25 protein-coding genes and 1 tRNA gene are annotated in these 25658 nt (G+C 71.4%); 15 read left to right on the forward strand and 11 right to left on the reverse strand.

Annotated features, from left to right (window positions below; translation table 11 throughout):
- Positions 1–42: 42 nt before the first annotated feature.
- From AC0680_RS04700 to AC0680_RS04715, 4 genes are all read left to right on the forward strand, one after another.
- Positions 43–885, forward strand: coding sequence for a DUF4190 domain-containing protein (locus AC0680_RS04700; protein WP_478624870.1), 843 nt, complete (start codon positions 43–45; stop codon positions 883–885).
- Positions 886–958: 73 nt separating this feature from the next.
- A complete protein-coding gene (locus AC0680_RS04705; protein WP_478624871.1) occupies positions 959–1675 on the forward strand; it encodes a DUF6333 family protein in 717 nt (238 codons plus the stop codon).
- A gap of 279 nt (positions 1676–1954) precedes the next feature.
- Complete coding sequence (locus tag AC0680_RS04710) at positions 1955–2896, forward strand: NAD-dependent epimerase/dehydratase family protein (protein WP_478624873.1); 942 nt, start codon at positions 1955–1957, stop codon at positions 2894–2896.
- A 92-nt stretch (positions 2897–2988) separates the two neighbouring features.
- A complete protein-coding gene (locus AC0680_RS04715; protein ID WP_478625094.1) occupies positions 2989–6432 on the forward strand; it encodes an aminotransferase class I/II-fold pyridoxal phosphate-dependent enzyme in 3444 nt (1147 codons plus the stop codon).
- Between the two features lie 10 nt (positions 6433–6442).
- Here the strand turns inward: AC0680_RS04715 and AC0680_RS04720 are convergent, their stop codons facing one another.
- The 6 genes from AC0680_RS04720 to AC0680_RS04745 form a co-directional block, all read right to left on the reverse strand.
- Entirely contained in the window at positions 6443–7021 is a 579-nt protein-coding gene (locus AC0680_RS04720) for a toxin (protein WP_478624874.1), read from the reverse strand.
- 13 nt (positions 7022–7034) lie between these two features.
- Positions 7035–7475, reverse strand: coding sequence for a helix-turn-helix domain-containing protein (locus AC0680_RS04725; protein ID WP_478624875.1), 441 nt, complete (start codon positions 7473–7475; stop codon positions 7035–7037).
- Positions 7476–7818: 343 nt separating this feature from the next.
- Positions 7819–8973 (reverse strand): MAB_1171c family putative transporter, encoded by a 1155-nt coding sequence (locus tag AC0680_RS04730; protein ID WP_478624877.1) that lies wholly within the window; start codon positions 8971–8973, stop codon positions 7819–7821.
- 40 nt (positions 8974–9013) lie between these two features.
- A complete protein-coding gene (locus AC0680_RS04735; RefSeq protein WP_478624879.1) occupies positions 9014–9748 on the reverse strand; it encodes a TetR-like C-terminal domain-containing protein in 735 nt (244 codons plus the stop codon).
- A gap of 169 nt (positions 9749–9917) precedes the next feature.
- Positions 9918–11138, reverse strand: a complete 1221-nt coding sequence (locus AC0680_RS04740; RefSeq protein ID WP_478624881.1) for a hypothetical protein — start codon at positions 11136–11138, stop codon at positions 9918–9920.
- Between the two features lie 86 nt (positions 11139–11224).
- A complete protein-coding gene (locus AC0680_RS04745; protein WP_478624882.1) occupies positions 11225–11761 on the reverse strand; it encodes a MarR family winged helix-turn-helix transcriptional regulator in 537 nt (178 codons plus the stop codon).
- Between the two features lie 275 nt (positions 11762–12036).
- On the opposite strand from AC0680_RS04745, the gene AC0680_RS04750 reads away from it, so the two are divergent.
- From AC0680_RS04750 to AC0680_RS04760, 3 genes are all read left to right on the forward strand, one after another.
- Positions 12037–13104 carry an alkene reductase gene (locus AC0680_RS04750; RefSeq protein WP_478624884.1) on the forward strand — a complete coding sequence of 356 codons (1068 nt, stop codon included), beginning with the start codon at positions 12037–12039 and terminating at the stop codon, positions 13102–13104.
- Between the two features lie 274 nt (positions 13105–13378).
- Complete coding sequence (locus AC0680_RS04755) at positions 13379–13732, forward strand: carboxymuconolactone decarboxylase family protein (RefSeq protein WP_478624886.1); 354 nt, start codon at positions 13379–13381, stop codon at positions 13730–13732.
- A 134-nt stretch (positions 13733–13866) separates the two neighbouring features.
- Positions 13867–14862, forward strand: coding sequence for a hypothetical protein (locus AC0680_RS04760; protein WP_478624888.1), 996 nt, complete (start codon positions 13867–13869; stop codon positions 14860–14862).
- On the opposite strand, the gene AC0680_RS04765 is transcribed toward AC0680_RS04760, so the two are convergent.
- Positions 14844–15119 (reverse strand): hypothetical protein, encoded by a 276-nt coding sequence (locus tag AC0680_RS04765; RefSeq protein ID WP_478624889.1) that lies wholly within the window; start codon positions 15117–15119, stop codon positions 14844–14846. The genes AC0680_RS04760 and AC0680_RS04765 overlap by 19 nt on opposite strands.
- 525 nt (positions 15120–15644) lie before the next feature.
- On the opposite strand from AC0680_RS04765, the gene AC0680_RS04770 reads away from it, so the two are divergent.
- Positions 15645–16364: a hypothetical protein gene (locus tag AC0680_RS04770; protein ID WP_478624891.1), complete on the forward strand. Its 720-nt coding sequence runs from the start codon at positions 15645–15647 to the stop codon at positions 16362–16364.
- Between the two features lie 85 nt (positions 16365–16449).
- Here AC0680_RS04770 and AC0680_RS04775 read toward each other — a convergent pair whose 3' ends face one another.
- Positions 16450–17652: a polysaccharide deacetylase family protein gene (locus AC0680_RS04775; protein WP_478624893.1), complete on the reverse strand. Its 1203-nt coding sequence runs from the start codon at positions 17650–17652 to the stop codon at positions 16450–16452.
- Positions 17653–18076: 424 nt separating this feature from the next.
- Positions 18077–19021, reverse strand: coding sequence for a helix-turn-helix transcriptional regulator (locus AC0680_RS04780; RefSeq protein ID WP_478624895.1), 945 nt, complete (start codon positions 19019–19021; stop codon positions 18077–18079).
- A 160-nt stretch (positions 19022–19181) separates the two neighbouring features.
- Here AC0680_RS04780 and AC0680_RS04785 point away from each other — a divergent pair, with 160 nt between their 5' ends.
- Positions 19182–19943: an SDR family oxidoreductase gene (locus AC0680_RS04785; protein WP_478624897.1), complete on the forward strand. Its 762-nt coding sequence runs from the start codon at positions 19182–19184 to the stop codon at positions 19941–19943.
- A 31-nt stretch (positions 19944–19974) separates the two neighbouring features.
- On the opposite strand, the gene AC0680_RS04790 is transcribed toward AC0680_RS04785, so the two are convergent.
- Positions 19975–20934 carry a helix-turn-helix transcriptional regulator gene (locus AC0680_RS04790; RefSeq protein WP_478624899.1) on the reverse strand — a complete coding sequence of 320 codons (960 nt, stop codon included), beginning with the start codon at positions 20932–20934 and terminating at the stop codon, positions 19975–19977.
- Positions 20935–21036: 102 nt separating this feature from the next.
- On the opposite strand from AC0680_RS04790, the gene AC0680_RS04795 reads away from it, so the two are divergent.
- From AC0680_RS04795 to AC0680_RS04820, 6 genes are all read left to right on the forward strand, one after another.
- The gene (locus tag AC0680_RS04795; RefSeq protein WP_478624901.1) at positions 21037–21747 is read left to right on the forward strand and encodes an NADPH-dependent F420 reductase; all 711 of its coding nucleotides are present in this window, start codon (positions 21037–21039) and stop codon (positions 21745–21747) included.
- A gap of 28 nt (positions 21748–21775) precedes the next feature.
- Positions 21776–22183, forward strand: coding sequence for a VOC family protein (locus AC0680_RS04800; protein WP_478624903.1), 408 nt, complete (start codon positions 21776–21778; stop codon positions 22181–22183).
- A 13-nt stretch (positions 22184–22196) separates the two neighbouring features.
- Complete coding sequence (locus tag AC0680_RS04805; RefSeq protein ID WP_478624904.1) at positions 22197–23408, forward strand: winged helix DNA-binding domain-containing protein; 1212 nt, start codon at positions 22197–22199, stop codon at positions 23406–23408.
- A gap of 226 nt (positions 23409–23634) precedes the next feature.
- On the forward strand, positions 23635–23982 hold the full coding sequence (locus AC0680_RS04810) for a PadR family transcriptional regulator (RefSeq protein WP_384424031.1): 348 nt from the start codon (positions 23635–23637) through the stop codon (positions 23980–23982).
- A complete protein-coding gene (locus AC0680_RS04815; RefSeq protein ID WP_478624907.1) occupies positions 23979–24695 on the forward strand; it encodes a hypothetical protein in 717 nt (238 codons plus the stop codon). Before AC0680_RS04810 ends, AC0680_RS04815 begins: the two co-directional genes overlap by 4 nt.
- The gene (locus AC0680_RS04820; protein WP_478624908.1) at positions 24692–25114 is read left to right on the forward strand and encodes a mycothiol transferase; all 423 of its coding nucleotides are present in this window, start codon (positions 24692–24694) and stop codon (positions 25112–25114) included. Before AC0680_RS04815 ends, AC0680_RS04820 begins: the two co-directional genes overlap by 4 nt.
- A 15-nt stretch (positions 25115–25129) precedes the next feature.
- On the opposite strand, the gene AC0680_RS04825 is transcribed toward AC0680_RS04820, so the two are convergent.
- Positions 25130–25203 (reverse strand) — tRNA-Gly (locus AC0680_RS04825).
- Between the last annotated feature and the right edge of the window lie 455 nt (positions 25204–25658).

Raw genomic sequence — 25658 nt, forward strand, 5'->3', positions numbered from 1 at the left:
TGTTAGGGTGATCTGTCCAGGCGTTCTCGCGAAGGACCGCAGATGACGATGCCCGAACACACCCCCGCCCCGGACCCCTGGGCCCCGCCGGCCGAGGACCAGCCGCACGACCGGCCGCCCTTCGCGTACCCGGCTATGGTTCCGCCGGCGCCCGGGCAGGTGGGCAACGGTCTCGGCGTCGCCGCGCTGACCGTCGGCATCATCGGCACGGTCCTCGGTTTCCTGCCGTTCCTGTTCTGGCTCTCGGGCATCCTCGGGGTGCTCGCCCTGATATTCGGCCTGGTCGGCCACAGCCGGGCCCGCAAGGGCCTGGCCACCCACAAGGGGATGGCCCTCGCCGGCGCGGTCCTGGGCGGCCTGACGATGGTGCTGGCGGTCGTCGGCCTCGTCCTCACCGTGATGTTCGTCAAGAACGCCGTCGACGACGCGAAGGCGAAGATCCGCCAGCGGCACGCTCCGACCGCCGCTTCCTCGGACCCGGGTGCCCACCGGCCACTGCGCTTCGGCCAGGCGCGGAGGTACGACGACGGTGTCACCGTCACCGTCGGCAGGCCCGAGCGGTACCGGCCGGACGGCTTCGCCGTCGGCCACGAGAAGGGCGATCTGGCGGTCCAGTGGGAGGTCACGATCGTCAACGGCGGCAAGAAGCCGATCGACATCACCAGTGCCCTGCCGTCCGTACGGGACGCCGACGGGGTGTCGGCGGGGAACATCTTCGACGGCGACGGCGCGACCAAGCCGTTCTCCGGCACGCTGCTGCCCGGCAAGCGGGCGGTGAGCCGGTTCTCCTACTCCGTCTCCCCCGGCGGCGCGAAGGAGGTCCAGCTGGAGGTCTCCCCCGACGGCCGGCACGAGGACGCCATCTGGGCGGGACCGGCCCGCTAGAGCCGGACCGGCGGGCCTGGTCCACCAGGGCAGCCCGCCCCCTGACCCATCGGAAGCCCCTAGGGTCGCCGTCATGAGTGAGGAAAGCTTCTGGAATGCCGATGAGGACCAAGAGATAGTCAGGCACGGCGAGTTCGGTCTCACCGTCGTCCATGCGCCCCCTCCGGGAAACTCCGCGACCCTGCCCGCGCACGACCCGGACCGGGCCCGCGAGTTCGTCGCTTCCTTCGGGACCGTCGACGCCGTCCTGGAGGAGCTCGAACCGGTCGGCGCGACCGACCTGGTGCCCCTGGAGACCCGCCGTGACCTGGACCTGGTCAGTGTCGGGTGCTGGGGCGGCGTGACCGAGATCGTCGATCCTGCCCTGGGGCACTGCGGAGACAGCTTCCCCGTCCTGGAGCAGGCGGAGGCTCTTCGTGAGCGCTTCCCCGACGCGGTGATCGTCGCGTCGGCCACCATCGACTACAACATGACCTACGGCGCCTGGGTGATCTTCCACCCGGACGGGACGAGCCTCTTCGCCGCCGGCTGGCACGGCGAGGACCACTGGGACTTCGACGGAGACGTCCGCGCCGTCGTCCGCTCCTTCGACATCTCGCCGAAGGCCCTTGCCGCGGCGGACGTCGACCTGGACGACGCCGTCAACGTCTTCCACTGGTCCGGTCTGGCGGAACTCGCGCTCGGCAGCGTCGCACCGCTCCACAGGGGCGGCCGGTCCATGTCCGCCTTCCGCGTCCGGCACACCGAGGACGCCACATTCGACATGGAGGAAACCTGGCTTGAAATGTGAGGAAGCCCGGCTCGAAATGCGGCGATGGCCATGCGCAGCGGATCGGCCATTTCGAGACGTCCTCGGGGAATGCGTCAAGGCATCCGTCAGCCGCTGATCGCGCCACGTTCTTCCTTGCCCTGGTCGGCTTCTTCCGGCGGGGGCCCGGGAGCGTGGCGCCGCGGGGTACGGATTCGGGCCGACGTGCGGCTGACCGAAAGCAGGGGTATCCGGCCCCGCGTGGCGCAGCCCCGACTCACCAGACGCAGGGCTCACAGACGCTCACGCTAGTGTGCGCCCGTGAGCCTTTATGTCGTAATAGGATTCGGGCCCGCCGGAATGGCTACCGCTCGGCTGCTGGTCGAAAAGGGTCATTCAGTGCGGGTCATCACCAAGACAGGCCGGAGCCCCGAACCCGGTATCGACCATGTCGCGCTGGACGCGGCGGACAGCGAGCGGCTGACCGAGGCGGCACGGGGCGCGACGGCGATCTTCAGCTGTGCCGCACCGCCCTACCACCGCTGGGCGAGTCAATGGCCGCCGCTGGCCTCGTCGCTCTGCGCGGCGGCCGAGGCGACCGGGGCGGCCCTGGTCATGCTGGGCAACCTCTACGGCTACGGCCCGGTGGACGGCCCGCTGACCGAGGAGCTGCCGCTCGCCGCGACCGGCCCCAAGGGGCGGGTGCGCGCCGCCGTGTGGGAGCGGGCGCGGAAACTGCACGAGCAGGGGCGCATCAAGGCCGTCGAGCTGCGCGCCTCGGACTTCTTCGGTCCGGGTGTGACCGACGCCGGACACCTCGCCGCGCGGGTCATGCCGCGACTGCTGCGCGGCAAGCCGGTCTCCACGCTCGGGGATCCGGACGCCCCGCACAGCTGGAGCTACCTCCCCGACGTGGCCCGGGCCCTGGTCGAGGTCGCCGGCGAGGAACGGGCGTGGGGACGGGCCTGGCACGTTCCGACGGAGCCCGCGCTGTCCGTACGGGAGATGGTCGACCGCCTCGCCGCCCAGGCGGGAACGGGTCCGGTCGCGGTGCGCGGACTGTCGCCGGCCGTGCTGGGCGTCGTAGCGCTCCTCTCCCCGCTGATCCGGGAGATGAAGGAGATCCGCTACCAGTTCGACCGCCCGTTCGTGGTGGACGCCGGCGCCTACGAAGCCGAGTTCGCGGTCCGCGCCACCCCCGTCGACGAGCAGATCAAGGCGACGGTGGAGTGGTGGCGTGAGCGGCTGGGCACCGCCACGTGACGCCCGTGACGGCGCAGGACTCCCCGGCGGGCGCGGCGGGTTCATCCGTGGAGCCGGCGGGTGCGCGGCGTGACGACGTCGCGATCGTGGGGATGGCCTGCCGGTTCCCGGGGGCGCGGAACGTCAACCAGTACTGGCGGCTGCTCACGGACCCGCAGCCGCAGTTCTCCCCCGTCCCGGACTCGCGGTGGCACTCCGCCACCTTCCTCAGCGACGACTTCCGCAAGGCGTCCTCGGCCTACACGGACACCATGGCGCTGCTGCCGGACGTCGGCCACTTCGACGCGGCGCACTACGGCATCCCGCCCCGGCGGGCCAGGTCGATGGATCCGCAGCACCGGCTGCTGATCGACCTCGCCCGTGAGGCGATCCAGGACGCGGGGTGGGAGGCCGACGGCTTCGACCGCGAGGAGACCTCGGTGATCACCTCGCTCACCGAGAGCGGCTACCGCGAGATCAGCACCCTGCAGATCCGGATGCGCCAGCTGGCCGGCGGTGAGTTCGGGGCGCGGGCGAGAGACCCCCGGTGGCCGGAGACGGCCCGCGCGGTCGACGGGCTGCACGGCACATCCGTCGCCGGACTCCTGCTCAACATGGGGCCGAACACGATCAGTTCGGTCTTCGACCTGCACGGCGAGAGCTATGCGCTGGACTCGGCGTGCTCCGGTGGACTGATGGCCGTGGCCAACGCCGTGTACGCGCTGCGCGCGGGCCGGAGCCGGATCGCCCTGGCGGGCGGGGCCCAACTGATCCTCACCCCCGACCTGTTGGTGGGCCTGTGCCGGATCGGCGCCATCTCGCGCAGCGGCAGCTGCCGGCCGTTCGGCGCGGCGGCCGACGGCTTCGTCCTGGGGGAGGGCGCCGGAGTGCTGGTGCTGCGGCCGCTGGCCGATGCGCTGGCCGCCGGCGACCGGGTCTATGCGGTGATCCGGGGCGTGGGCACGGCCAATGACGGGACCGTGCAGGGCGGTATGCACCCCCAGGCGTCCGGTCAGCTCCGCGCGCTGCGGCGGGCCTACCGCGATGCGGGCCTGGCTCCGGACGCGGTGGAGTATCTGGAGGCGCACGGCACCGGGACCACCGTCGGCGACCCCGTCGAGGTCGAGGTGCTGCGCGAACTGCGCGGTGCGCGGGGGGCACCCGCCTACCTCGGCGCGGTGAAGGCGGTGGTCGGGCACTCGCTCAACGCCGCGGGGACGGCCGGACTCATCAAGACCGTCCTGGCCGTGCAGCGGGGGGTGATCCCGCCGCAGCCGGAGTTCGAGCCGGCCGACCGCCGCGGGCTCGACGCCGCGCGGCTGACCGTCCCGACCACGCCGACCCGCTGGCCGCGCTCCGACCGGCCGCGCCGGGCCGGGGTGAGCGCCTTCGGCTTCGGTGGCACCGGTGTCCATCTGGTGGTCGAGGAGTGCACCACGGCGCCGGCCGGTCCGGCACCGGACGCGGGCCCGCAGCTGCTCGTGCTCAGCGCCCGCGACCGGGCCGGACTGGCCCGTTATGCCCGGGAGCTGGCGGACACCCTCGACGGGGACCGGCCGTCGCTGGCGCGGGTGGCGGACACCCTGGCCCGCCGGGCCCCCTTCGCCGAACGCCTCGCCCTGGTGGCGGAGGACGCCGCCGACGCCGCCACGAAGCTGACCGCCGCGGCCGAGGCCGTGGCGGCGGGCCGCAGCGGGGAGCTCGGGCCGGGCCGGCTGGCCGGCACGGTGCCTCGCGGTGAGCCGCCGGAGGTCGCCGTCCCCGTGCCGGGCGCGCTGCCCGCCGAGGCGCACAGGGCCGCGTTGGCGCAGCTCGCGGCGCGTGCGGTCACCGGCTCGGGCATCCGCCCGGTACGCGAGCGGATACCCCCGTACACCCTGCCGCCCAGTCCGCTCGCCCCGCGCCACCACTGGGCGGTGGACGAGACGGCACGCGAGGGCGGTGGCGTACCGCCCGCCGCCGTCGGGGGCGGCCCCGCCCCCGTCCTCAAGGCCGCGGGGGCGGACCCGCCCGGGCTGGTGGACCCGCCCCAGGAGGCACCCGAGGCGATACGGGCCGGAGGCGCGGCCGCGGTGTCCCTCGTGCTCGAAGAGGTGTCGCGGACCGGTGTCTTCCCGCTCTCCGACCTGAGCGAGCGGATGGCGCTGGTGGCCGACCTCGGTTTCGACTCCCTGATGCTGCAGGAGCTGGAGGTCAACATCGGCAAGCGGATACCGGACTTCCGCACCGAGGAGATGTTCTCGCCCGGTCTCACCGTCGAGCGGCTGATCGCGCTGGTCGGTCCGCACCTGGCGCAGCCCCCGGCCCCGGGTGAGCTGCCGCCCCAGCAGACGCGGCCGGACTTCGACGCCGCGACGGCCCGCGTCGACGACTTCCCGGAGGTGCGGCAGTTCGAGGAGCGCTTCAGCGCGATCGCCGACAGCGGGGCGGCCTTCCCGTACTTCCGGGTCCATCAGGGCAACATCCGCGACACGACCGTGATCGGCGAGCGGACGTACCTGTCCTTCGGCAGCTACAACTACCTGGGGCTCTCCGGCCATCCGGCGGTCAACGAGGCCGTGCACCGGGCGGTGGAGCGGTATGGCACCTCGGTCTCCGCGAGCCGGCCGCTCTCCGGCGAACGGGACCTGACCGTACGGCTGGAACGGGCGCTCGCCGACTTCCTCGGCGTCGGGGACTGTCTGACGCTGGTGAGCGGCCATGCCACCAATGTCACCGCGATCGGGCACCTCGTCGGCGCGGGCGACCTCGTGGTGCACGACGCGCTCGCCCACGACAGCATCCTCCAGGGCTGCGCCCTGTCCGGGGCGGCGCGACGCCCGTTCGCCCACAACGACATCGGGCGGCTGGAGCAGCTGCTGCGGCTCAACCGCTCGCGGTTCCGAAGGGTGCTGATCGCCGTCGAGGGCGCCTACAGCATGGACGGCGACCTGGTCGACCTGCCCGCGGTGATCGAGCTGAAGCGGCGCTACGGCGCGCTGCTGATGGTCGACGAGGCGCACAGCATCGGGACCGTGGGCGAACGCGGCCGCGGCGTCGGCGAGCTCTTCGGCGTGGACCGCTCCGACGTGGACCTGTGGATGGGCACCCTGTCCAAGTCCTTCGCCAGCTGCGGCGGTTACCTCGGCGGCTCGGCGAGGATGGTGCGGTGGCTGCGGCACACGCTGCCGGGCTTCGTCTACAGCGTCGGCCTGACCCCGGCCAACGCGGCCGCGGCGCTGGCCGCCACCGAGCTGATCACCGCGGAACCGCATCGGGTGCGGACGCTGCGGCGCAACGCGGAGCTGTTCGTGGGGCTGGCCGCCGCGGCCGGTCTGGCGACGGGCGCCAGTGCCGGCACGCCGATCGTGCCGTGTGTCCTCGGCGACTCGGCGCGGACCCTGCGGGTCGCGGACCGGCTGTTCGACCGGGGGGTCATCGCCGATCCGATCTTCCACCCCGCCGTGGACGAGGGGCTCGCCAGGCTGCGGTTCTTCGTCACCAGCGAGCACCGTGAGGACGACATCCGGCGTGCGGTGTCGATCCTGGCCGAGGAGGTGGCGTCCGCCGGGGGTTGAGGAACTCACGTCAGATCAGGGTGCGTTCGATCCGATGGAGCATGGCGGTCCGGCCGGCCTCCGCGCCGCCTGCGGCGTCCTCGGCCGGGGGCGCGTCACGCCGTTGCTCGGTGCTGCCCACCTGCTGCGAGAGCAGATAGGCGATGATCTCCGCTTCCTGTTCCTGTACGTCGTCGTAGGTCGCGCGCAGGAGCATGTCACGCACGAGGTCGGGGTCGAGGTTGGGGAAGAGGAGGCGGGCGCTCGCCTCGTCCAGCCAACCGGCCCCGCGATGACAGCAGATGATGTGACCCAGCTCGTGCAAGATGATGTGCTCCTGATGCGCGCTGGTCGTGTTGGCGTCGTAGAAGATCAGGTCCTCGTCGCGGGCGGCGACCCACATGCCGCACGGGTGCGACGCGGGCATCTGCATCGGGACCAGGGTGATCGGGCGGTCGCGCACCTCGCCGAGGTGGCGGCAGAGTTCGGCGACATCGGCCACCTTCGGCAGGTCGAGTTCGGCGATCTTCCGGGCGCCGGCCGTGCGGAGCTTCTTGAGCCGGCTGCGGCGGTCCTGATCGGCCGACCGTCCCTTCCTGGCGCCCCTCACTCCCCCGGGCCCCCTACTCCGCGTCGGAGCCGTCGGCGACGGGCGGCAGACCCTGCATCTGCCGGTACTGATCCATGATGGCCGTGATGGCCTGGAGGTTCTCCTTCTTCATCCCGGCCGCCCGCATCGCCACGGAGCGGACTCCGGCCTGTCGCAGCGCCTCGATGGCGGCGACCTCGCTGAGCACCGACTCGGCGACCTCGTCGTCGAAGAAGTAGGCGACCGACACTCCGAAGAAGCGCGCCAGGGCGGCGAGGAGGTCCGGTGAGGGATTGGAGCGCTTGCCCGTCCGCAGCTGCGACAGATAGACACCCCCGACTCGGAGTTCGGGGTTGGCCTGCTTCAGTTCCTCCGCCACTTCGGCGTTGGTCCAGTGCTTGCCCTTGGGACGAACCGTCTTGAAGAGGTTGTCCAGACGCACTGCCAGCACGGGCCGGTCATCAGTCTCGGACATCGCGAATCTCCCTCCCGTCACCTCCTTGGCATTGCCCTCGGCTATCCGTCAGTTTCGCAGATTAGCGGTCAGTTGACAATCGGGCCGGACTCCGCCAACGTGGACCCTGCCGATAGCTGATAGCTAACTTTGCTTACGGGGGTAGCCGAGTTGGTTGCCGGTCTTGTCGGTCTGGCCCGGCTCTCGGGGGAGAGGCCGGGCCAGGGGTCGGGCGGGGCACACCCATCCGGCACGACAGGAAAAACGGGGGAAGTACGGGGGAAACACGGGGGAGTACGGGGGAACCACGGGGGAAATGGGAGAAACCCGCCCGGCCTGACGGGGGCAGACCGGGCGGGAGCTCTCAACCGGCGCTGCCGAGCTTCCGGTAGGCGGAGGCGACCTGGGTGAGCCAGGCGACCTCCGCGGTCAGGTTGTCCGTGTCGCGGTCGTCGAAGTCGCCGTCGTCCTTGTTGTCGTCGGGGATGGTGCCGGCGCGCTTGGCGTGCAGGGCCTGCCGGATCTGGGCCGCTTCGGCGAAGGCCTGCCGGGACTCCTCGCTCGCCCCGGGGCCCGCTCCGTTGCCGCCGGTGGCGGTGCGGTCTATATAGGGGCGCAGGTCCCGCCAGCCGTCCCGGATCTCGATCACCCGGCGGTGCAGGCGGTAGTCGAGGTCGGAGACCGCGGCCCCCGGCGGCTCCAGGACGATGTCCGGCGAGGACTCGTACAGGTCCCGCCACAGCGGGTAGAGGGCGCGGTAGGACCGGTAACTCCGGGCCCACGCCAGCAGTTTGGCGGCCGAGGTCCCCCAGGAGGAGATCGTCAGGGCGAGGGAGAGGGTGAGGATGCCCAGCGCGCTGAAGACGTTGGAGGCCAGCTGCCAGACTCCGATGTCGATCCCGGCCGCGGCGGTGAGGATGTTGACCGTCCTGCCCAGGCAGTACAGGAAGAGGATCACCGCGGCGACGGAGAGCATCCGCAGGGCCTGCCTCAGCTCGGCCTTGCCGGCCATCCGGGCGTAGGGGCCGCACTGGCGGAAGATGGTCACGCACGGAACCGCCTGGGAGACGATGAAGACCAGGAGGTAGGTGAGGACCAGTGGCTGGCCGCTGCCGGTGTTGAAGTCCGAAGCGGGCCGGCCGGGGCCGTCGGCGATCAGGAAGAGCGCCAGCAGCAGCACGTCGAGGGCGATGCCGGTTATCAGCCAGTAGCGGGTCTTGCGCACCGCCTCCTCGGCGTCGGTCGCCCAGCGCAGCAGGATGATCTGCGCACTGACGCAGAAGGCGACCGCCGACAGGTGCATCACCAGGATGGCGAGGTTGCCGACGCCCAGGAAGCTCTCGCCTCCCATGGCCACGGCGCCCATCGTGAAGGTCAGGCACTGCAGCAGCAGAGTGATCACGAGTGTGCGGTAGGCGTTGTCCCGCCAGCTGCGCCGGACTTGGCCCAGGCGGTAGACGAGCGCGGCGTACGACGAGAGCGCCGCGATGACGAAGCAGAGGGTTCTAGTGGTGTTCACGGCCTGATTCCCCGGCGGCGCCGCACGTGCGGCGGACGGTCTAGTCGGTGTCCTCGCCCAGGGGGACCATGAGCCCGATGCCTTCGGCCGCCACGGCGATGGCGTAGTCGAAGAACGCGGACTCGTCCCGGACGCTGTCGTGGGTACGGCTGAAGACCTGGAACACCAGGAGCCCGATCAGATTGCTCCACAGCACGATGCCGCGCTCGATGATGTCCGAGAACGGAGCCTCGGGCACACCGCCGAAGAGCTCCACGGCCTCGGGCCGCAGCAGCGGCGGACCGGGTGGCGCCACCGTCCGCCGGGGCGGGGTGAGTTCACCGGCCGCCAGCGCCGCACGCACGATGCCGGCCAGTACTCCGGGGGTACGCGACGCGGGCGGGACCGTGCTCTGCGGGGCGTGGTAGTCCGGCACGGGCGAGCCGTAGACCAGCGTGAACTCGGCGGGGTTGTCGAAGGACCACCGCCGCAGCGCACGGGTCACCGCCAGCAGCCGTGCGCCCGCCGCCGCACCGGTGTCCGCGGCGGCCTGATCGGCCTGCTCCATCGCGGCGCCGGACGCGTTGTAGGCGTCGATGACCAGCGCGGTCAGCAGGTCGTCCCGATGCGGGAAGACGGCCGCCACGTCGGCGACGGCAAGACCGCCGGCATCGGCGACGGCCTCCAGGGTCAGCCCGCCGGCGCCCAGTTTCACCAGCAGTCGGCGCGCGGTGGCCTTGATGACCGCAGGCGGCCCGGTGCTTTCCTCGGCCGCGAGCGTTCCGGATGCATCCATGGCCAAACCGTACCTGTCTGCTACAACGGCCATAAGGGCGATCACCCTTGCACTTCGGCCATACGCTGCGATCCGGCCACCCGCCGGTCACGCCGCCACGAGGCCCGCTCCGGCGGGCGGCGACGCCCGCGCGGCCGCGCATACCGCCCGGACCGTCACCGGTGCGGCATCACGCGTCCCCGCGGCCACCGGGCTGACGCCGCCGGGTGATCCACCACGTCCCTCCCACTATCAGCAGCGCGAAGGCGGCCAGGCCCGCGCCCTGCGCGGCCAGGAGGCAGAGGCGGTCGGACAGGGGGAGTCTGCCGGTCAGGGTGACCTGGAGGGATCCGACGGCGAAGGCGATGGCGGCGGTGAAGACGGCGACGACTTCGACGGCCCGCACGGAGGACGTGTGCAAGGAGCGCTCCAACTGGGCGTTGGCGGCGATCTGCTGGTCCCAGCGCCGCTGCTGCTCGGCGTCCCGCAGGGCACGCAGCCGCCCCTCCTGGATCGCGTCCCGCTTGGCGAGGTACTGGTCCTGCAGGATGTTGTGGCTGAAGGCCGGGTTCGCTCCGAGCAGCGCGAGCGCGGTGTCGATGCGCGCCAGCGCGTCGTCATGCCGTCCGCACATGTGCAGTCCGGCGGCGAGCCGGGCGTGGAACATGTGGTTGCGCGGATACTCCTCGACGGCCTCCTCCGCGTGCCTGCGCAAGAGCTCCCCCTGGCCCTCGAACGGGACGGCCAGCGCCAGTCCGTTGAGGCAGAGGTCCACGGTGTGCCGGGTGCGGTGGGGCGATGCCCAGGCCCGGACCAGCAGATCGGTGGCGTACTCGACGGTCAACGCGCGGCTGCCGAAGGCGGCGAACGACCGGAGGGCCAGGAAGAGCGGCTCCTCACGGTGGGCGCCGGCGGCCAGGGCGAGCGGCGAGGACGCGAGGAAGTCGTGCAGCTCGTCGAAGCAGAAGTTCGAGCGCAGCTTGCCGCCGTGGAAGAGGGCGACGAGGTACGCGACGCGCTGCGCCGCGCTCTCGCCGAGGCCGGCGATCTCCCGGGCCGCCTCGGCGAGTTGACCCACTGACTCTGCGCTGTGCCGGTTGATGAACCCGTTCCCCAGCCCCCACTGCTCGGCGACCGCGATCCAGCTCCCGTCCGTCACATGGTCCGTCATCCACCGCCCGCAGGCGAGCGCCGTGGCGGCCGTCGGCCGGTCCTGGAGACGGCCGCGCCAGTAGCGGTCGGCGCAGACGAAGTACGGATCGGTGTCGAAGTCGGCGGAGCCCACCTCGAACTCCGGCGGGGACCCGGCTGCCAGTAATTCGGCGGCCACCTCGTCGCAGATCCGGTTGCGCGCCGTGGAGTCGGCGGCACGAGCCTCTTCCAGGCGGGCCAGGATGGTAGCCGTGTCCATGCGTCCCCTCGTCCTCGGCGGTCCCGCCCCCGCGGCGGTGGCCGTTTCGAACATACCGTCCGACGTGGGGCCCGCTCCGCGGCTGCCTATGCGCCCTCGGTCCAGGAGTCCAGTGCCCGGCTGAGGTTGTCCTCCACTGTGCGCAGCAGGGTGGCGAGGGTGTCGCGTTCGGCGTCGGTGAGGCCGCTGACGGTGGTCTGCTCCAGTTCCTGCCAGGCGCTCTCGACCTGGCGGCGCAGGGCCTGGCTGGCGGTGGTGGCCTCGACCGTCATCACCCGCCGGTCGGTGGCGGAGGGCCGGCGGCGGACGAAGCCGCCCTGCTCCAGGCGCTTGACCATGCGGGTGACGGTGGACGGCTCGGCGTCCAGGAGGCGGACCAGCTCCGACTGGGTCTGCGGGCCGTTCTCCCACAGGTGCATCATCAGCAGCTCCTGGCCGGCGTAGAGGCCGGTGGAGCGCAGCAGGTGCGCGGCGGCAGCCCGGTGCAGGCGGGCGGTGCGGAAGACGGCGTGGCTGAGGGGCCCGCTGCGCGCCGTCGCGGGCAGGGCGCCACTGGGTGGCGGGGCGGTGTCGCGGGCGGACCGTCGGCGTGCCGTGGGCGGCGGGGTGGGCTCATCGGCCACGAGTGACTCCTTCGTCCCCGGCAGGCGGGCCGGAGGGCAATGCGTCCAGCCATCGTACTTGCCCAGGCAATCAGCGAGCCGCTCCGCCCCCTGTCCGCTCCGTAACGGGCCAGGCGTGCGCGTGTCTGCCGGCCCTAGGGGTGTGGGGGAGCGCCGGCGAGTGCCATTCGCGAAGCATGTTTGTTGCTCGGGCAAGCAATGTGCCATGCTGAGGGTGCTGAGGCGCCCTGTAGCGCCCTCTCTCACGCCCGCACCCACTGCTGGAGGAGTCAGTCATGTCCACTGCGTTCGACTCGTTCGATCTGGCCGGCGCCAAGCTCGCCAACCGGATCGCGATGGCCCCGATGACGCGGAGCCGCGCCTATGGCCCCGGCGCGACCCCGACACCCGAGATGGCCGTGTACTACGGCCAGCGGGCGTCGGCCGGCCTGATCATCACCGAGGGCATCCAGCCCAGCGTCGTCGGGCAGGGCTACCCCGACACCCCCGGCCTGCACAGCCAGGCCCAGGTCGAGGCCTGGCGACCGGTGACCCAGGCGGTCCACGAGCGCGGCGGGGTGATCTTCGCCCAGCTCATGCACACCGGCCGGGTCGGCCACCCCAGCCTGCTGCCCGACGGCCTGGTGCCGGTCGGGCCCTCGGCCGTGGCCGCCCAGGGACAGGTCTTCACCCATGAGGGCCCGAAGGACTTCGTGGTGCCCCGGGAGCTGAGCGAGCAGGAGATCGCGCAGACGATCGCCGACTTCGCCGCCGCGGCCCGCAACGCGATCGCCGCCGGCTTCGACGGAGTGGAGATCCACGGCGCGAACGGCTACCTGATCCACCAGTTCCTCTCCGCCAACGCCAACCAGCGCACCGACGGCTGGGGAGGCTCCGTCGAGGGCCGCATCCGCCTCGGGGCCGAGGTCGCCGCCGCCGTGGCCGACGCCGTCGGCGGTGCACGGGTCGGCTTCCGCGTCTCGCCGGGCAACCCGTACAACGACATCGCCGAGGAGGGCCTCGCCGAGCTCTACGGCGCCCTGGTGGCGCGGCTGGCGCCGTTGGAGCTGGCCTATCTGCACCTCATGGAGGGCCCGGACCGGGAACTGACCCGGCAGCTGAGGCAGGCGTGGCCGACCGCGTTCGTGCTCAACCCCTTCACCCACCCGCAGCACACCGGCCACGACGCGCTGCCCCTGGTCGAGGAGGGGCTGGCGGACCTGATCGCCTTCGGCGCGCTGTTCCTGGCCAACCCCGACCTGCCCCGCCGGCTGGCCCTGGGCGGACCGTTCACCGCACCGGACGCGGCCACCTTCTACGGCGGCGACCAGCGCGGCTACACCGACTACCCCGTCCTCGACTGACGGTTCCCGGTCTGACGGCTTCCCGTCTGACGGCTTCCCGTCCCGAAGGCCAAACGAAGATGTTTGCTCGGACATCTCAACCTCGGCCACCGCGGCAATCCGGAGCACCCTCCGGCTCCTCCGCCTCGCGGACCGGGAGCATTTGACGCCGAGCCCGCGAAGGAATGCCATAGATGTAGGCACTTCCTGCGTTGAGGTCCGTCCTGCTCGTCCTTCCCTTCCCGCGCGGCCTGTGTGGTTCTGCAGGACACATGGAGTGAGAAGGTCGCTGATCATGACAGCATCACAAGCTCCCGAACGAGCCCTGGGTGCCCTGGCACAAGGTGAGCACCCGGTCTTCGAGCAACTGGCCCGGATGACCATCGAGACGCTGCCCAATTCCGGCCTCGACGAGCGCACCTACCACCTCGTGCGGCTGGCGGCGCTCATCGCGATGGACGCCGCGCCCGCCTCGTACCTGGCCAATCTCAGTGTGGCGAAAGCGGCCGGCCTGACCGCCGAGGACGCCAAGGCGGTCTGTGTGGCGATCGCGCCGATCGTCGGCAGCGCGCGGGTGGTCGACGCGGCGGGCAGCGTTCTGCGCGCGCTCGGTTTCGCCGAGATCGTCACGGAGCTGGAGACGGCGTAGGACGGCGTGACGAGGCCGCCGCGGTGCCCGCGGGGTGAGCGGCCGGACGAAAGGGGGCGAGAAGCCGTGCCGCGCACCGACGGTCCACGCGGCGGCCGAGGACCCATGCGACGGCTGAGGAGAGCCGGCACCGGATGAACGGCGCTGAACCACAAAGGCCCCGGCCGCGCTCCGTCCGCGCGGACGAGCCGGTGACGGTCGAGGCCCAGGCGCTGCTGCCGATGATCTGGGCGGACCCGCAGCACATGCCCGAGCAGCTGGCCTTCTTCGCCGTGCGGCGGTTCGGCCCGCGGGCCGCTGCCGCGGTGGCCGGCCGCAGACGGCGAAAGCCCCTGGCCGGAGCCGATGAACTCGACCACGACGCGATCGCCTACGGGACGCGGATGACGATCGTCGACGGCGCCGCACTGGGTGGGCCGTTCATCGTCCTGATGCCCGTGAGCTTCGTGGCGGCCCTGTTGTCGCAGGCGAAGATGGTGCTCGAACTGGCCGCCCTCGCCGGGCACGATCCCTGCGGCGAACAACGGGTCGCCGACATCCTGGTCCTGCAGGACGTGTACCCGTCGACCGAGGCGGCCGGCCGGGCCCTGACCGAGGTGAGCCGCCATCCGGCGGGTGGACACGGCCATCTCCCCCGACGCACGCGCTGGTCACTGATCGTCAGGATGGCCGCCGTGCTCGGCCTCACGGGCGGCGAAAAGCCCAGCAGACTGCGCCGGGCACTGTCGACGGCCATGCTCGGCGCCCTGTTCCTCGTGGGGATGGTGCTCCCCCTGATCTGGGTGCCCGCGCTCGCCGTGCTCTACCGGCAGAGCACCCTGCGCCTGGCGGACAAGGCCGTGCGGTACTACTCGCCCGGTGCCACCGGAGACCGGCTCAGGCACCGCGGGCCGTTCACCCGCCTGCCCAGGGTTGCCGGTGTCGCCGTCATCCTGCGCTTCCTGGCCCTGACCCTGCTGCCCTTCCTGGCCGCCGCCGGGCTCGTCCTGGCGGGAGTCCGGCTGGCCGGCGGCTTCTGGGGCACCGCCCTGATCGCCCTGGTGGTGCTCTCCCTGCTCCTGGGAGGCCTGTGGTTCCTGCACCGGCGTTCGCGCACCGCCGGTCGCCCCTCTTATGGGGGCGGGTCCTGAGGTGGCTGTGGTTCCTTGAGCGTGCAGTTGAAGTACCACATGGTGGTGAAGGCCTTCTTGCCGTGGAGGGTGACGGGCGTCGTCACGGGCACCACCCCGCACTCCTCCGGCACCAGCCGAGGGTGCTGGGCGACGGCCATCCGGTGCGATGCGGGAGCGTGGGGGGCGGCGACGGCGGTTCCGGTGGCGCCGCCGACGACCAGGGCCGACAGTGCGGCGCCGGCGACGGCACCGGCTCTGAGGAGGCGTCTGCGCATGGGTCTCTCCTCTCCGTCCGGCACGGCGAGTTACCGGGACCTTTCGCGGGTGCCGGTCATCTCAGTTTTCCCTGAAGGGCGAATTCATGCACTCGGCGTTCTCGTCGTGCCGGCCGCTGAGCACGTTGTCGAGACCGAGGATATGTACGTCGCAGGAGTAAACCGGGCCGGTGTCCTCGTCAGTCCGCTCCCCGTAATTCTTCCCTCGCTCAGGGTGCGCTCGGCCGCACGCCGTTTTGACCGCACGTCGTTTTGACCGCACGCCGTTTTGACCGCACGTCGTTTTGACCGCACGCCGCTTCGCTTTCATGGGACCGCGGTTTCCCTGCTCCCGGGTATGGGCCGTTCGGCCCCTGTCCGGCTCTTGTCCGGCCTCTCCTCGGCATGAGCGGCTTGTGAGCCGGCCATGAGCGTGGTGGCCCAGCCTCGTGGTGTGCCGGTCGCGGCGGCAGTCCGTAGCCGCGAACCGCGAACCACATCGCCGGACGCAGTCCGCGCTTCAGGCGGAAGGCAAGGGGAGCAGAGATGAACAGCAAAAAGCGCAACGTTCCTTCGTCCGGGAGGGGCTGGCGGGCGAAGGCGGCCACGGTGGGATCGGTGGCCGTCACGGTGGCTCTGGGCCTGTCCGCGACCCCGGCGCAGGCGGACGGCGGCGGAGGCGGCTGGATCTCCCACGACCCCCTGCCGCCCGCCCCCCAGGGCCCCGACTTGAGCACCCCCGAGGCGGTGGCGAAGTTCCTCTCCGACTGCGGGGACTCGTGCACCTTCACGCCCACCGAATGGGCCGGGCCGCCGACCGAGGGCACGCCGACGATGCTGGGCACCGCCCGCGACAACTGCACCACGGAGAACGCCGACTTCAACTACGGCGAGTCGGAGACCACCGGCGAGACGACGATCGTCGGCCTGTCGCTCGGCGCGAACCCCGTCTCGGTGCTGCCGAAGTTCGAGCACAACTGGTTCAAGTCGAACACGGAGAGCACCGTGACCACGGGCACGCTGAAGCCCGGCGAGATCGGCTGGTTCGACGAGGTCACCGTCACCCGGAAGGCGAAGGGGAACTGGCACCTGGACGGCGTCGACCAGTCGAACCCCTTCGCGCCCGTGAACGCCCACAACACCTGGGGGCCGCACGACTTCACCGGCATCGAGTCGGACATCAGCTACAAGGTCATCAGGGTCCAGTCCCGCCCGATGACCGAAGAGGAGAGGGTGTCGCGCTGCGGCAACGCGAGCCCCAGCTGACGGAGTTGGCGCCCATCCGGCCCCAGGCCGCGCTGTCGGCCTGGGGCTTTCGCGTGGAGCGGGCAGGAGCCCCCGGCCGGGGCCGTCAGCCGCGTCCGGTGAACTGCTGCCCCACCCCGAGCCCGCGCAGGCCGGCCAGGACCTTCGGGTCCTGGGCGTCCAGCCAGTCGCAGAGCTGGCGGAAGGAGACCAGCCGGACGTCCTTGTGCTTCTCGTCGGCGATGTGCTTGATCGCCTCCTCGACGGCGTCCATGTAGATGCCGCCGTTCCACTGCTCGAAGTGGTTGCCGATGAAGAACGGCGCCCGGTTGGTCTCGTAGGCCCGCTGGAAACCGGCGATGTACGCCCCCGCGGCCTGCTTGCGCCAGCCCGGGTAGTTGGCCGGCGGGGCCTTGGTGGAGTTCTTCGACTGGTTGGCCAGGATGTTGTAGTCCATCGAGAGGACCGGGAAGCTGTGGCCGGGGAACGGTATCCCCTGGAGGGGGAGGTCCCAGATGCCCTGCTTCTTGGTGGGCCAGACCTGGAGGCCGCCGGGTGAGCTGGCGTCGTACCGCCAGCCGCGCTTCCTCGCCGTCGGCAGCAGGTTCTCCTGGCCGAGCAGGCACGGCGTACGGCCGCCGACCAGCTCCTTGCTGTAGTCGAAGGGCAGCGGTTCGAGGTCGGTGAAGCCGGTGTTGGTCCGCCACTTGGTGACGAAGGACATGGCCTGTTCGATCTCGTCGTCCCACTGGGCGGGCGTCCAGTGCTTCACCGAGCCGCGGCCCTCGCCGCAGAAGTGGCCGTTGAAGTGGGTGCCTATCTCGTGGCCCTCCAGCCACGCCGCGCGCACGTTCTGGATCGTCGCCTTGACGTGGTCGTCGGTGAGGAAGGGGATGTCGGAGGCGCCGACGGGGTTGTTCGGCGGCCGGTACATACGCCTCTTCGACTCGGGCAGCACATACAGCCCGGAGAGGAAGAAGGTCATCGCGGCGTTGTGTTCCTTGGCGAGCTTGCGGAACCGCGGGAAGAGGCCGTTGCCCACCTCGCCCGCCCCGTCCCAGGAGAAGACGACGAACTGCGGCGGCTTCTGGCTCGGCTCCAGCTTCTCCGGTGCGGGCGGCTGGTTGGGCTGCTTTCCGGTGTACGCGGTCGAGCCGTCGCCTATCGGCTTGCCCTTCGGCGCCTTTCCGGGCTTGGTGCCGACCTTGTCGGAGGTCGACGACCCGGAGGGCGAGCAGCCGGCCACGGAGAGCGCGGCCGCCGCCCCTATTCCGAGCCCGACTATGCCTCGACGGCTGAATTCGCGCATCACGGTCCCCATCGCATTCGTTCGAAGTTCTGGTATGTGGGTCGCCCAGAGAATTGGGACGCCCAGAAAGATGGGGTGGCGGATGTCGAGGTTCCGCATCGGCCCCGAAAAGGAGAATTCTCGACGGAGGGTCGACGGAGGCTTACGCTCCGAAGTCTTCAATGTGCCGTCCCGCCTCCGCGCGGGGAATCGACGGCCCCGGTAACTCGCGCGTACTTCCGGCGCGACCGTCGGTGCCCGGCGCCGTCGCCTTCCGCGCCTTCCGCATTTCGTGCTCCCCGTTCAATGGGCGGGCGAGAAGCCGAAGACCCCCGCGGCCTCCCTCAACGCCCTTGGACGCACATGACTCTGACGGAGATCGCTAGCGCACCGATAACGCCTCACTAACAACCGCTGCCGCGGCCGTACTACGGGAGGTCTCCCCTCAGGGGGTGTCCGACGGATCGGGGGCCACCCGGGCCGCGGACCCGGCAGCCCCGCAGGCCCCGGCAGCTCCCTCGGCGCCGTCCGAGGGCGTCGCCGCCCAGCTGGCCAGGAGCCGCAGGCGCTCCTCCGTCCGGGTACCGGGCTCCGGCGTGTAGACCACCAGCATCTGGTCCGGCTCCCCGGGGACGGTCAACGTCTCGTACGGCAGGGTGAGCTCGCCCACCACGGGGTGCGTCAGGCGCTTGGAGCCGTAGCTCTTCTCCTTGACCTGGTGGTCCGCCCACAGCCGGCGGAAGTCCTCGCTGCCCAGCGACAGCTCGCCCACCAGCGTGGCCAGTTGCCGGTCCTGCGGATGGTTCCCCGCGTCCAGGCGCAGATGGGCCACCGTCTCCGCGGCCACCGCCGGCCAGTCCGGGTACAGCTCACGCGTCAGCGGGTTGAGGAACACCTGACGTGGCATGTTGCGCTCCTCGGGCGGCAGCTGCGAGAAGCCGAGGAGGGCGTCGCCCAGGTCGTTCCAGGCGAGCACGTCCATGCGGCGGCCGAGTATGAACGCCGGGGCCCGGTCGACGGTGTCCAGGAGGAGCCGCAGGCCCGGGCGGACCCTCTGGGGGGCGGGACCGGCGGCGGACGCGCGACGGGCGGCGGAGGCGCGGCGGGTGGCGGGCCTGGCCACCGTGCGCAGGTACTCCTGCTCGGTGTCGTCGAGGCGCAGGACACGCCCGACGGCGTCGAGGACCGCATCCGAGACCGAGGGGCCGCGGCCCTGTTCGAGGCGGATGTAGTAGTCGACGCTGACGCCCGCGAGTTGGGCGACCTCCTCACGGCGCAGGCCCGGCACCCGCCGCCTGCCGTGACCGGGCAGCCCGACCTCTTCGGGCTGGATGCGGGCGCGCCGCGAGCGCAGGAAGTCGCCGAGTTCCGGGCCGACGGGTATGTCCATGCCGTGATCCTAGGTCCCCGGACCGGTCCGTTCCTGGTACTGCCGGACCCAGGAAAACGGCAGCCCTGGGTAGGCGCGGCGGCCGGGCGCAGGGTGGTGGTCGTCGCCGGGGGACACCCGGTGGCGCCCCTCTCGGACCACCACCGACCAAGGAGTCCCCATGGCGTACGACACCCTCATCGGCCGCACCGCCGTCGTCACCGGAGCCGCCAGCGGTATGGGCGAGGCCACCGCCCGGCTGCTCGCCTCGCACGGCGTGCGGGTGGCGCTGCTCGCCCGCCGGGCCGATCGGCTGACCGGGCTGGCCGCCAGGATCGAAGCGGACGGCGGGCAGGCCCTCGCGGTCGCCACCGACGTCACCGACGCGGCCTCGGTGGATGCGGCGGTCGACCGGGTCCACGCCGCGTACGGCGAGGTGGACCTGGTGGTCAACTCGGCGGGCGTGATGCTGCCGAACCCCGTCACCGACGGCCGCGCCGACGAGTGGCAGCGCATGCTGGACACGAACGTGGCCGGCGCGCTGCGCGTCATCCGCGCCTTCACGCCGGACCTGATCGCGGTGGCGGAGACCGGTCGCACGGCGGACCTGGTGAACATCTCCTCCATCGGTGCGCACATCACCTTCCCCAACTACGCGGTGTACGGCGCGACGAAGGCCGCGCTCACCTACCTCTCGCAGTCCCTGCGCACGGAGCTGGGCCCGCGCGACGTCCGCGTCACCAACATCGAACCGGGCCTGACGGACACGGAGCTGGGCGGCCACATCGACAACGCCGAGCTGTCCGGCCAGCTGGACGGCATGTTCGACGCGCTGATCGGTCTGTCGGCGGACGACGTCGCCGACCTGATCGCCTACACGACGAGCCGTGCCCGCCATGTGAACCTGCGCCAGGCGATCGTGCTGCCCACCCGGCAGGCCTGACGCACCCGGCCGGCGGGGCCGGGCCGGTGTCTCATCCCGTGGCGCGCAGGACGCGGTGGGCGGTGTCGCGGAGATGGGCGAGGACGTCGGGGTCGGCGTCGAGGGTGTAGTCGGCGTCGAGGTCGGCCAGGGTCTGGGCGATGCGCGGCAGGTGGTCGTCGGAGGCGTCGACGCGGCAGGTGTGCTCGTCGACGGGCTGCAGACGGGTGGCCAGCCCCCGGGTGCGGGCGCGGACGTGCTCGGCGGATGCCTGGACGGTGGCGAGGGCGCGGTAGCGGGTGGGGGCGGCGGACAGCCGGCCGGCGACGAAGGCGGCGGGGTCGTCGCCGGGCACGGGGCGCGGCGGGACGCGGTGCCCGGTGGGCACGGCACCGGTGATGCGGTCGAGGCGGAAGAGGCGCCAGTCGTCCTTGCCGGTGTCGTGGGCCAGCAGGTACCACAGGTCGCCGGAGGCGACCAGATGGCAGGGCTCCACGCGGCGCCGCGCCGTGCCGCCGTGGCGGGTGGTGTAGTCGAAGGCGACGATCTCGTGATCGCGGCACGCGACGGCGAAGGCCGCCAGGAGGCCCGGGTCCGCACGTGGCCCGCGGGTCTCCCAGGCGATGCCCGCGAGGGACGTCTGGAGGGCCGTGACCTGGCCGCGCAGACGACGCGGCAGGACCTGTTCGAGCTTGGCCAGGGCCCGTACGGCGGTCTCCTCGATGCCGGTCAGGCCGCCCGCGGCGGTGCGCAGGGCGACGGCGACGGCGACCGCCTCGTCGTCGTCCAGCAGCAGGGGCGGCAGGTCGCTGCCGGAGGTCAGCCGGTAGCCGCCGGCGTGTCCGCGGGTGCTGTCGACGGGATACCCCAGCTCACGCAGCCGGTCCATGTCCCGGCGGACGGTGCGCACGGTCACCGAGAGGCGCTCGGCGAGGTCGGTGCCGGACCACTCCCGCCGGGTCTGCAACAGGGACAGCAGCCGCAGCATCCGGGCGGTCATGTCGCTGGTCATGAATTCCATGATGCCGTCGTCAAAGGACACAGACTGTCCTGAATGCCCTCTACGGTGGATCTGTCCGAACGGCTCAAAACCGATCAAACCGTGAGGTTCCCCATGAAGATCGCTGTTCTCGGTACCGGTAGCGGTGCCCGCGCCCACATCGCCAAGCTCGCCGAACTCGGTCACGAGGTCCACGTCGGCACCCGTGACCCGAAGGCCACCCTGGCCCGCACCGAGCCCGACATGATGGGCACCCCGCCCTACCGGCAGTTCCTCGCCGAGCACCCCGGCACCGGGCTGCACACCTTCGGCGGCGCCGCAGCCGAGGGCGACCTCGTCATCAGCGGCATCGACGGCCACAACGCGGTGGCCGCCCTGTCCGCCATCGCCGAGCAGCTCGCCGGCAAGACGCTCATCGACTACGCCGTGCCGTTCGTCTACAACCCCGACATCGAGCACCCCTGGCCCACCCCGTGGGGCACCATGCCCGTCCTCGACCCCTGCGACAGCGACAGCCTCGGCGAGCGGATCCAGCGCGCCCTGCCGCGCACCAAGGTCGTCAAGGCGTTCGTCACCCAGGAGCAGGCCACCGTCGTCGACCCGAAGGCCGTCGGCGGCGGGGACCACACCATGTTCGTCGCGGGCGAGGACGCCGACGCCCGGCAGCAGGCCACCGACCTGCTCACGTCCTACGGCTGGACCGACATCCTCGACCTCGGCGGAATCGTCGCCGCCCGCGGCATGGAGATGTACGCCCACATGCACAGCGCCATCGGCTTCGCCCTCGGCTTCGGCACCCACTTCGGCGTCAAGGTCGTCCGCTGACTCCCGCCGCACGCAAGAAAGCACGCCCATGAGCAACGAGACCACCAGCACCGGCCCCGTCACCCTGTCCGGGAAGATCATGTGCCACGCCATGTGGGCCCGGGACGGACGACAGCTCGCCGACTTCTACGCCACCGCCCTCGGCACCAAGGTCTCTCGTACCTACCCCGGCAAGGACGGTGACGACGTCGCCTTCGCCCTCCATGTGAACGGGGCGATGTACCTCTTCTACACCTCCGCCTCCTACCAGGCCCCCAACTGGCCCGAGGAGGAACTGCCCTTCCACATGGACTTCTCCTTCCCCGACGTCCGAGCGGCGGAGAAGCGACTGCTGCAGATGGGCGCCACCAAGCCCGCCCACCAGCCCGGCGGAAAGTACTGGACGGTCCTGCTCGACCCCTCCGGCCAGCCCTTCTGCATCCACGGCACCTACTGACCCGTTAGCGAGCGTGATCGTTCTGCCCCGCATCACCACAGCCCGGCGCCGCGCCCGCCTCGTCCGCCGTCATCTCCTCGCACCCTCCGTGCGGGAGAAGACGGCCGAGGCGGTGGCCGAGGCGCTGATCGGCCTGCACGCCACCGACCCCGCCACCGTCTTCCTCGCCACGGCCGCCCGCATGCACCGGCCCACCGTCGCCGCCGTCGAACGGCCCCTCTACGACACCGCCGCCGGCACCCCGGCGCTGGAGCGCATCCGGTGCATGCGCCGCACCATGTTCGTCCTCCCCGCCCGCCTGGCGCCGGCCGTCCGGTCCGCGACCGTCCGCAACACCCACCGCCACCGCGCCGACACCATGGCGAAACTCCGCGACACCCTCGGCTGGGACGAGCGCGGCTACACGGCCGCCGAGCAGGCCACCCTCGCCGCTCTCACGACACGCGGCGAGACCACCGCCGCCCAACTCGCCGCGGACATACCCGCCTTGCGCGAGCAGATCGTCCTCTCCCCCGGCAAGCCCTACGAGTCGCGGCAGCGGGCCGCCGCCGCCATCCTGGGCGTGCTCGCCGCCGAGGGCCGCATCCGCCGGGCCCGGCCCGCCGGTTCGTGGACCTCCGCACAGTTCCGGTGGGCCCCGGCCCGGCCCCTGCCGCAGATACCCGTGGCCGAGGCGAAGACCACGCTGGCCCGTCACTACCTCGCGGCGTTCGGCCCGGTCACCGTGGACGACCTGAAGTGGTGGACCGGCTGGAACCTCACCGACACCCGCAAGGCACTGGCCGCCACCGGCGCCCAGGCCGTCGAACTCGACGAGGGCACCGGCTACCTCCTGCCCGAGGACCTCGATGCCTCCCCCGACCTCCCCGAGCCGGGCGCCGCCCTGCTGCCCGGCCTCGACCCCACGGCCATGGGCTGGCGCCACCGCGACTGGTACCTCGACCCCGACCACACCAAGGCCCTCTTCGACCGCAACGGCAACATCGGCCCCACCATCTGGTGGCACGGCCGCATCATCGGCGCCTGGGCCCAGCACCCCGACGGCCACATCAACCACCACCTCCTCACCGACCCCGGCCACGAAGCCCGCACCGCCATCGATGACGAGATCACCCGCCTGACCACCTTCCTCGCCGGCACCCGCGTCACCCCCTGCTACCGCACCCCCCTCGAACGCCACCTCGCCACCAACGGCCGCACCGCACGGCGAAGGAACACGGCATGAGAGAGGGAGGCGGGGCGACAGCGCTGCTCGGCAACCGCGAATGCGTCAACCAGCAGAGGTCCCATGACCAGGCCCAGGTATCCGACCTGGGCCTTCGCTATGGAGCGGGTGACGGGAATCGAACCCCCGCTCTGGGCTTGGGAATCAGGGGGCTTCGCCGAGCCGGAGACTACCTTGCACCGCACTAGCTTGTTGTGCATGACTCATGCTGTGTAAGGTACTGGTCATGGAGGAGACATCCGCTCTGCACGCCCAGTGGCTTCGGGGCGTGCTGGACATGTGCTTGCTCGCCTTGATGGCGGAGGCTCCCGTCTACGGCTACGAGATGACCGTCCGGCTCGGCAAGGCCGGACTGGACGTCGCGGACGGTTCGATCTACCCGGCCTTGGCGCGCCTGCGTAAACGCCAACTCGTCGAGGTCGAACGCCGCACTGGCGAGGGCGGCCCCGCCCGCACCTACTACAAGCCCAGCGAAGCGGGTTTGCAGTTGCTCCGGTCGATGCGCCGTGACTGGAGCGAGTTCGCCATGAACGTCACCACCATGATCACCGAGGCGGGACGGAAGGGACTGTGACGATGCTCGTCGAGGACGCGATATCCCAGGCCACGAAGGCGTGGCGCCGCCTGGGGGTGAACGAGGAAACGGCTCAGGAGATGGCCGAAGAGCTGGCCGCCGACCTGGACGCCGCGGTCCTCGACGGCCGGGACGTCAGCGCCTACGTCGGCGGTGACGTGGACGTGCTCGCCGGCTCCTGGGCGGTCGAACGCGGTCTGATCTCCCCCCACCCGCGCTTGAAGGAGACCGCCACCGCGGCGGCCAAGGGCGCCGCGCTACCTGCCCTTGCCGCCACGATCTTCTGGTTCGTGGGATGGGCCGGGGTGTTCGACAGCAGCTACGAATCCCTCGTCACCACGCTCGGCGGAGGGGTGCGGGTGGACGTGCGCCATTACCCCGATCCCGGCATCCCCGTGATGTGGGTGGGATGGGGTGTGTGCATGCTCGCCGCCTTCTTCTTGGTCCGGCGCGCCGTGGCCGCGCAGCTTCAGCAACTTCTCGCCCCCGCGCGCGAAGCGACCATGCGGGCCCTGGCCAAGACCCTCCCCCTCATCATCCTGGCGGCGGCCCTGGTCGCCGGTGCGATCGGCTTCCTGGCCCCTTACCTGTTCGGGTACTACGCCATCATCGGCTTGCCGGTCGGGCTGGCCGGGATGCTCGCCACCGTCGCAGCCGGAGCGGCCCTGGTCCGGCACCGGATCTGCCCGACGGTGGAATCACCGGCACGGTGACCAAGGGGCTGCACGAGAGGCCGAAAGGCCTGCGGCCGCCAACACGGCACGCGACGGGGCTCCTTACGGCACGCGCAGGGCCCACCGGAAGTCGGCGGCCTGCCGCCCTGCCGCGCAAGCCGGACGGTCTGTCCGACGAGGCTCTACGGGGCAGCCGGCTGCCCTCCGGCTGTGCGGCGCTGGAGCTGTTGAAGCATCTGGCCCATGTGGAACCGCGCTGGCTCCAGTGGGGCTTCGCCGGCCAGCGGTCGAACACCAGCGAGACTTCGACCCCGCTCTCCTCGGATCTTGAACGGCGGTGTGCGACGGCGAGCGGACGGCACGACCTCGTCCGAGCCGCACGTACGAACCCGCACCGTCCCCTTCTGGTGCGCGACGCCCGAACTGGTCCAGCCAACGAACAAGGCCCAGGTCCGTGACCTGGGCCTCAACTATGGAGCGGGTGACGGGAATCGAACCCGCGCTCTGAGCTTGGGAAGCTCATGTTCTACCATTAAACTACACCCGCGTAATCCCGCCTCGGATCGAGTGCGGAACATCGTCGCACACTCTACCTCATCGCCGCCGGGCGGTGCATTTGGCATGTCTGGGTGAGGGGTGTTGGCATGTCCGGGTGGGGGCTGCGGGGTGCTCGGTGAAGGTGGGGGCGGAGTGCGGCCCGTGGGTGGGATGCGGGTGCGGGGGGCGGGAGTTGAGGCGTACGGTTGGGCGTCGGAGTGCCGCGTGCGGTAGCACCCAGTTCATCCCCTAATGTGGCTTTTGTTGTCCACGCAGTTGGGAGAGGGACTTGATGGAGCGCACCGTCGTACGTTGTGCCGAGGGCCACGTGTTCAGCACCGCTTCGTTCCCCATGCAGACCACCGACCGGCTTGGTCCCGGACGGCTGTTGCGCTGCCCGCGCTGTGCTCGGCTGCGGCATTCGGTGCCCGTGGAGCACGCCAAGCGGTAAGACGCAGTGGTGGG

The sequence above is a fragment of the Streptomyces sp. NPDC043738 genome, from assembly GCF_056436545.1.

What these genes read in the sequence shown, in the direction of transcription:
- AC0680_RS04765 (WP_478624889.1), bottom strand. Translation starts at nt 15,119, where the DNA reads ATGCGCAGACGCCTCCTCAGAGCCGGTGCCGTCGCCGGCGCCGCACTG.
- AC0680_RS04775 (WP_478624893.1), bottom strand. Translation starts at nt 17,652, where the DNA reads ATGCGCGAATTCAGCCGTCGAGGCATAGTCGGGCTCGGAATAGGGGCG.
- AC0680_RS04740 (WP_478624881.1), bottom strand. Translation starts at nt 11,138, where the DNA reads ATGGACACGGCTACCATCCTGGCCCGCCTGGAAGAGGCTCGTGCCGCC.
- AC0680_RS04735 (WP_478624879.1), bottom strand. Translation starts at nt 9,748, where the DNA reads ATGGATGCATCCGGAACGCTCGCGGCCGAGGAAAGCACCGGGCCGCCT.
- AC0680_RS04800 (WP_478624903.1), top strand. Translation starts at nt 21,776, where the DNA reads ATGAGCAACGAGACCACCAGCACCGGCCCCGTCACCCTGTCCGGGAAG.
- AC0680_RS04810 (WP_384424031.1), top strand. Translation starts at nt 23,635, where the DNA reads ATGGAGGAGACATCCGCTCTGCACGCCCAGTGGCTTCGGGGCGTGCTG.
- AC0680_RS04750 (WP_478624884.1), top strand. Translation starts at nt 12,037, where the DNA reads ATGTCCACTGCGTTCGACTCGTTCGATCTGGCCGGCGCCAAGCTCGCC.
- AC0680_RS04770 (WP_478624891.1), top strand. Translation starts at nt 15,645, where the DNA reads ATGAACAGCAAAAAGCGCAACGTTCCTTCGTCCGGGAGGGGCTGGCGG.
- AC0680_RS04760 (WP_478624888.1), top strand. Translation starts at nt 13,867, where the DNA reads ATGAACGGCGCTGAACCACAAAGGCCCCGGCCGCGCTCCGTCCGCGCG.
- AC0680_RS04755 (WP_478624886.1), top strand. Translation starts at nt 13,379, where the DNA reads ATGACAGCATCACAAGCTCCCGAACGAGCCCTGGGTGCCCTGGCACAA.
- AC0680_RS04780 (WP_478624895.1), bottom strand. Translation starts at nt 19,021, where the DNA reads ATGGACATACCCGTCGGCCCGGAACTCGGCGACTTCCTGCGCTCGCGG.
- AC0680_RS04790 (WP_478624899.1), bottom strand. Translation starts at nt 20,934, where the DNA reads ATGACCAGCGACATGACCGCCCGGATGCTGCGGCTGCTGTCCCTGTTG.
- AC0680_RS04705 (WP_478624871.1), top strand. Translation starts at nt 959, where the DNA reads ATGAGTGAGGAAAGCTTCTGGAATGCCGATGAGGACCAAGAGATAGTC.
- AC0680_RS04725 (WP_478624875.1), bottom strand. Translation starts at nt 7,475, where the DNA reads ATGTCCGAGACTGATGACCGGCCCGTGCTGGCAGTGCGTCTGGACAAC.
- AC0680_RS04795 (WP_478624901.1), top strand. Translation starts at nt 21,037, where the DNA reads ATGAAGATCGCTGTTCTCGGTACCGGTAGCGGTGCCCGCGCCCACATC.
- AC0680_RS04700 (WP_478624870.1), top strand. Translation starts at nt 43, where the DNA reads ATGACGATGCCCGAACACACCCCCGCCCCGGACCCCTGGGCCCCGCCG.
- AC0680_RS04785 (WP_478624897.1), top strand. Translation starts at nt 19,182, where the DNA reads ATGGCGTACGACACCCTCATCGGCCGCACCGCCGTCGTCACCGGAGCC.
- AC0680_RS04715 (WP_478625094.1), top strand. Translation starts at nt 2,989, where the DNA reads ATGGCCTGCCGGTTCCCGGGGGCGCGGAACGTCAACCAGTACTGGCGG.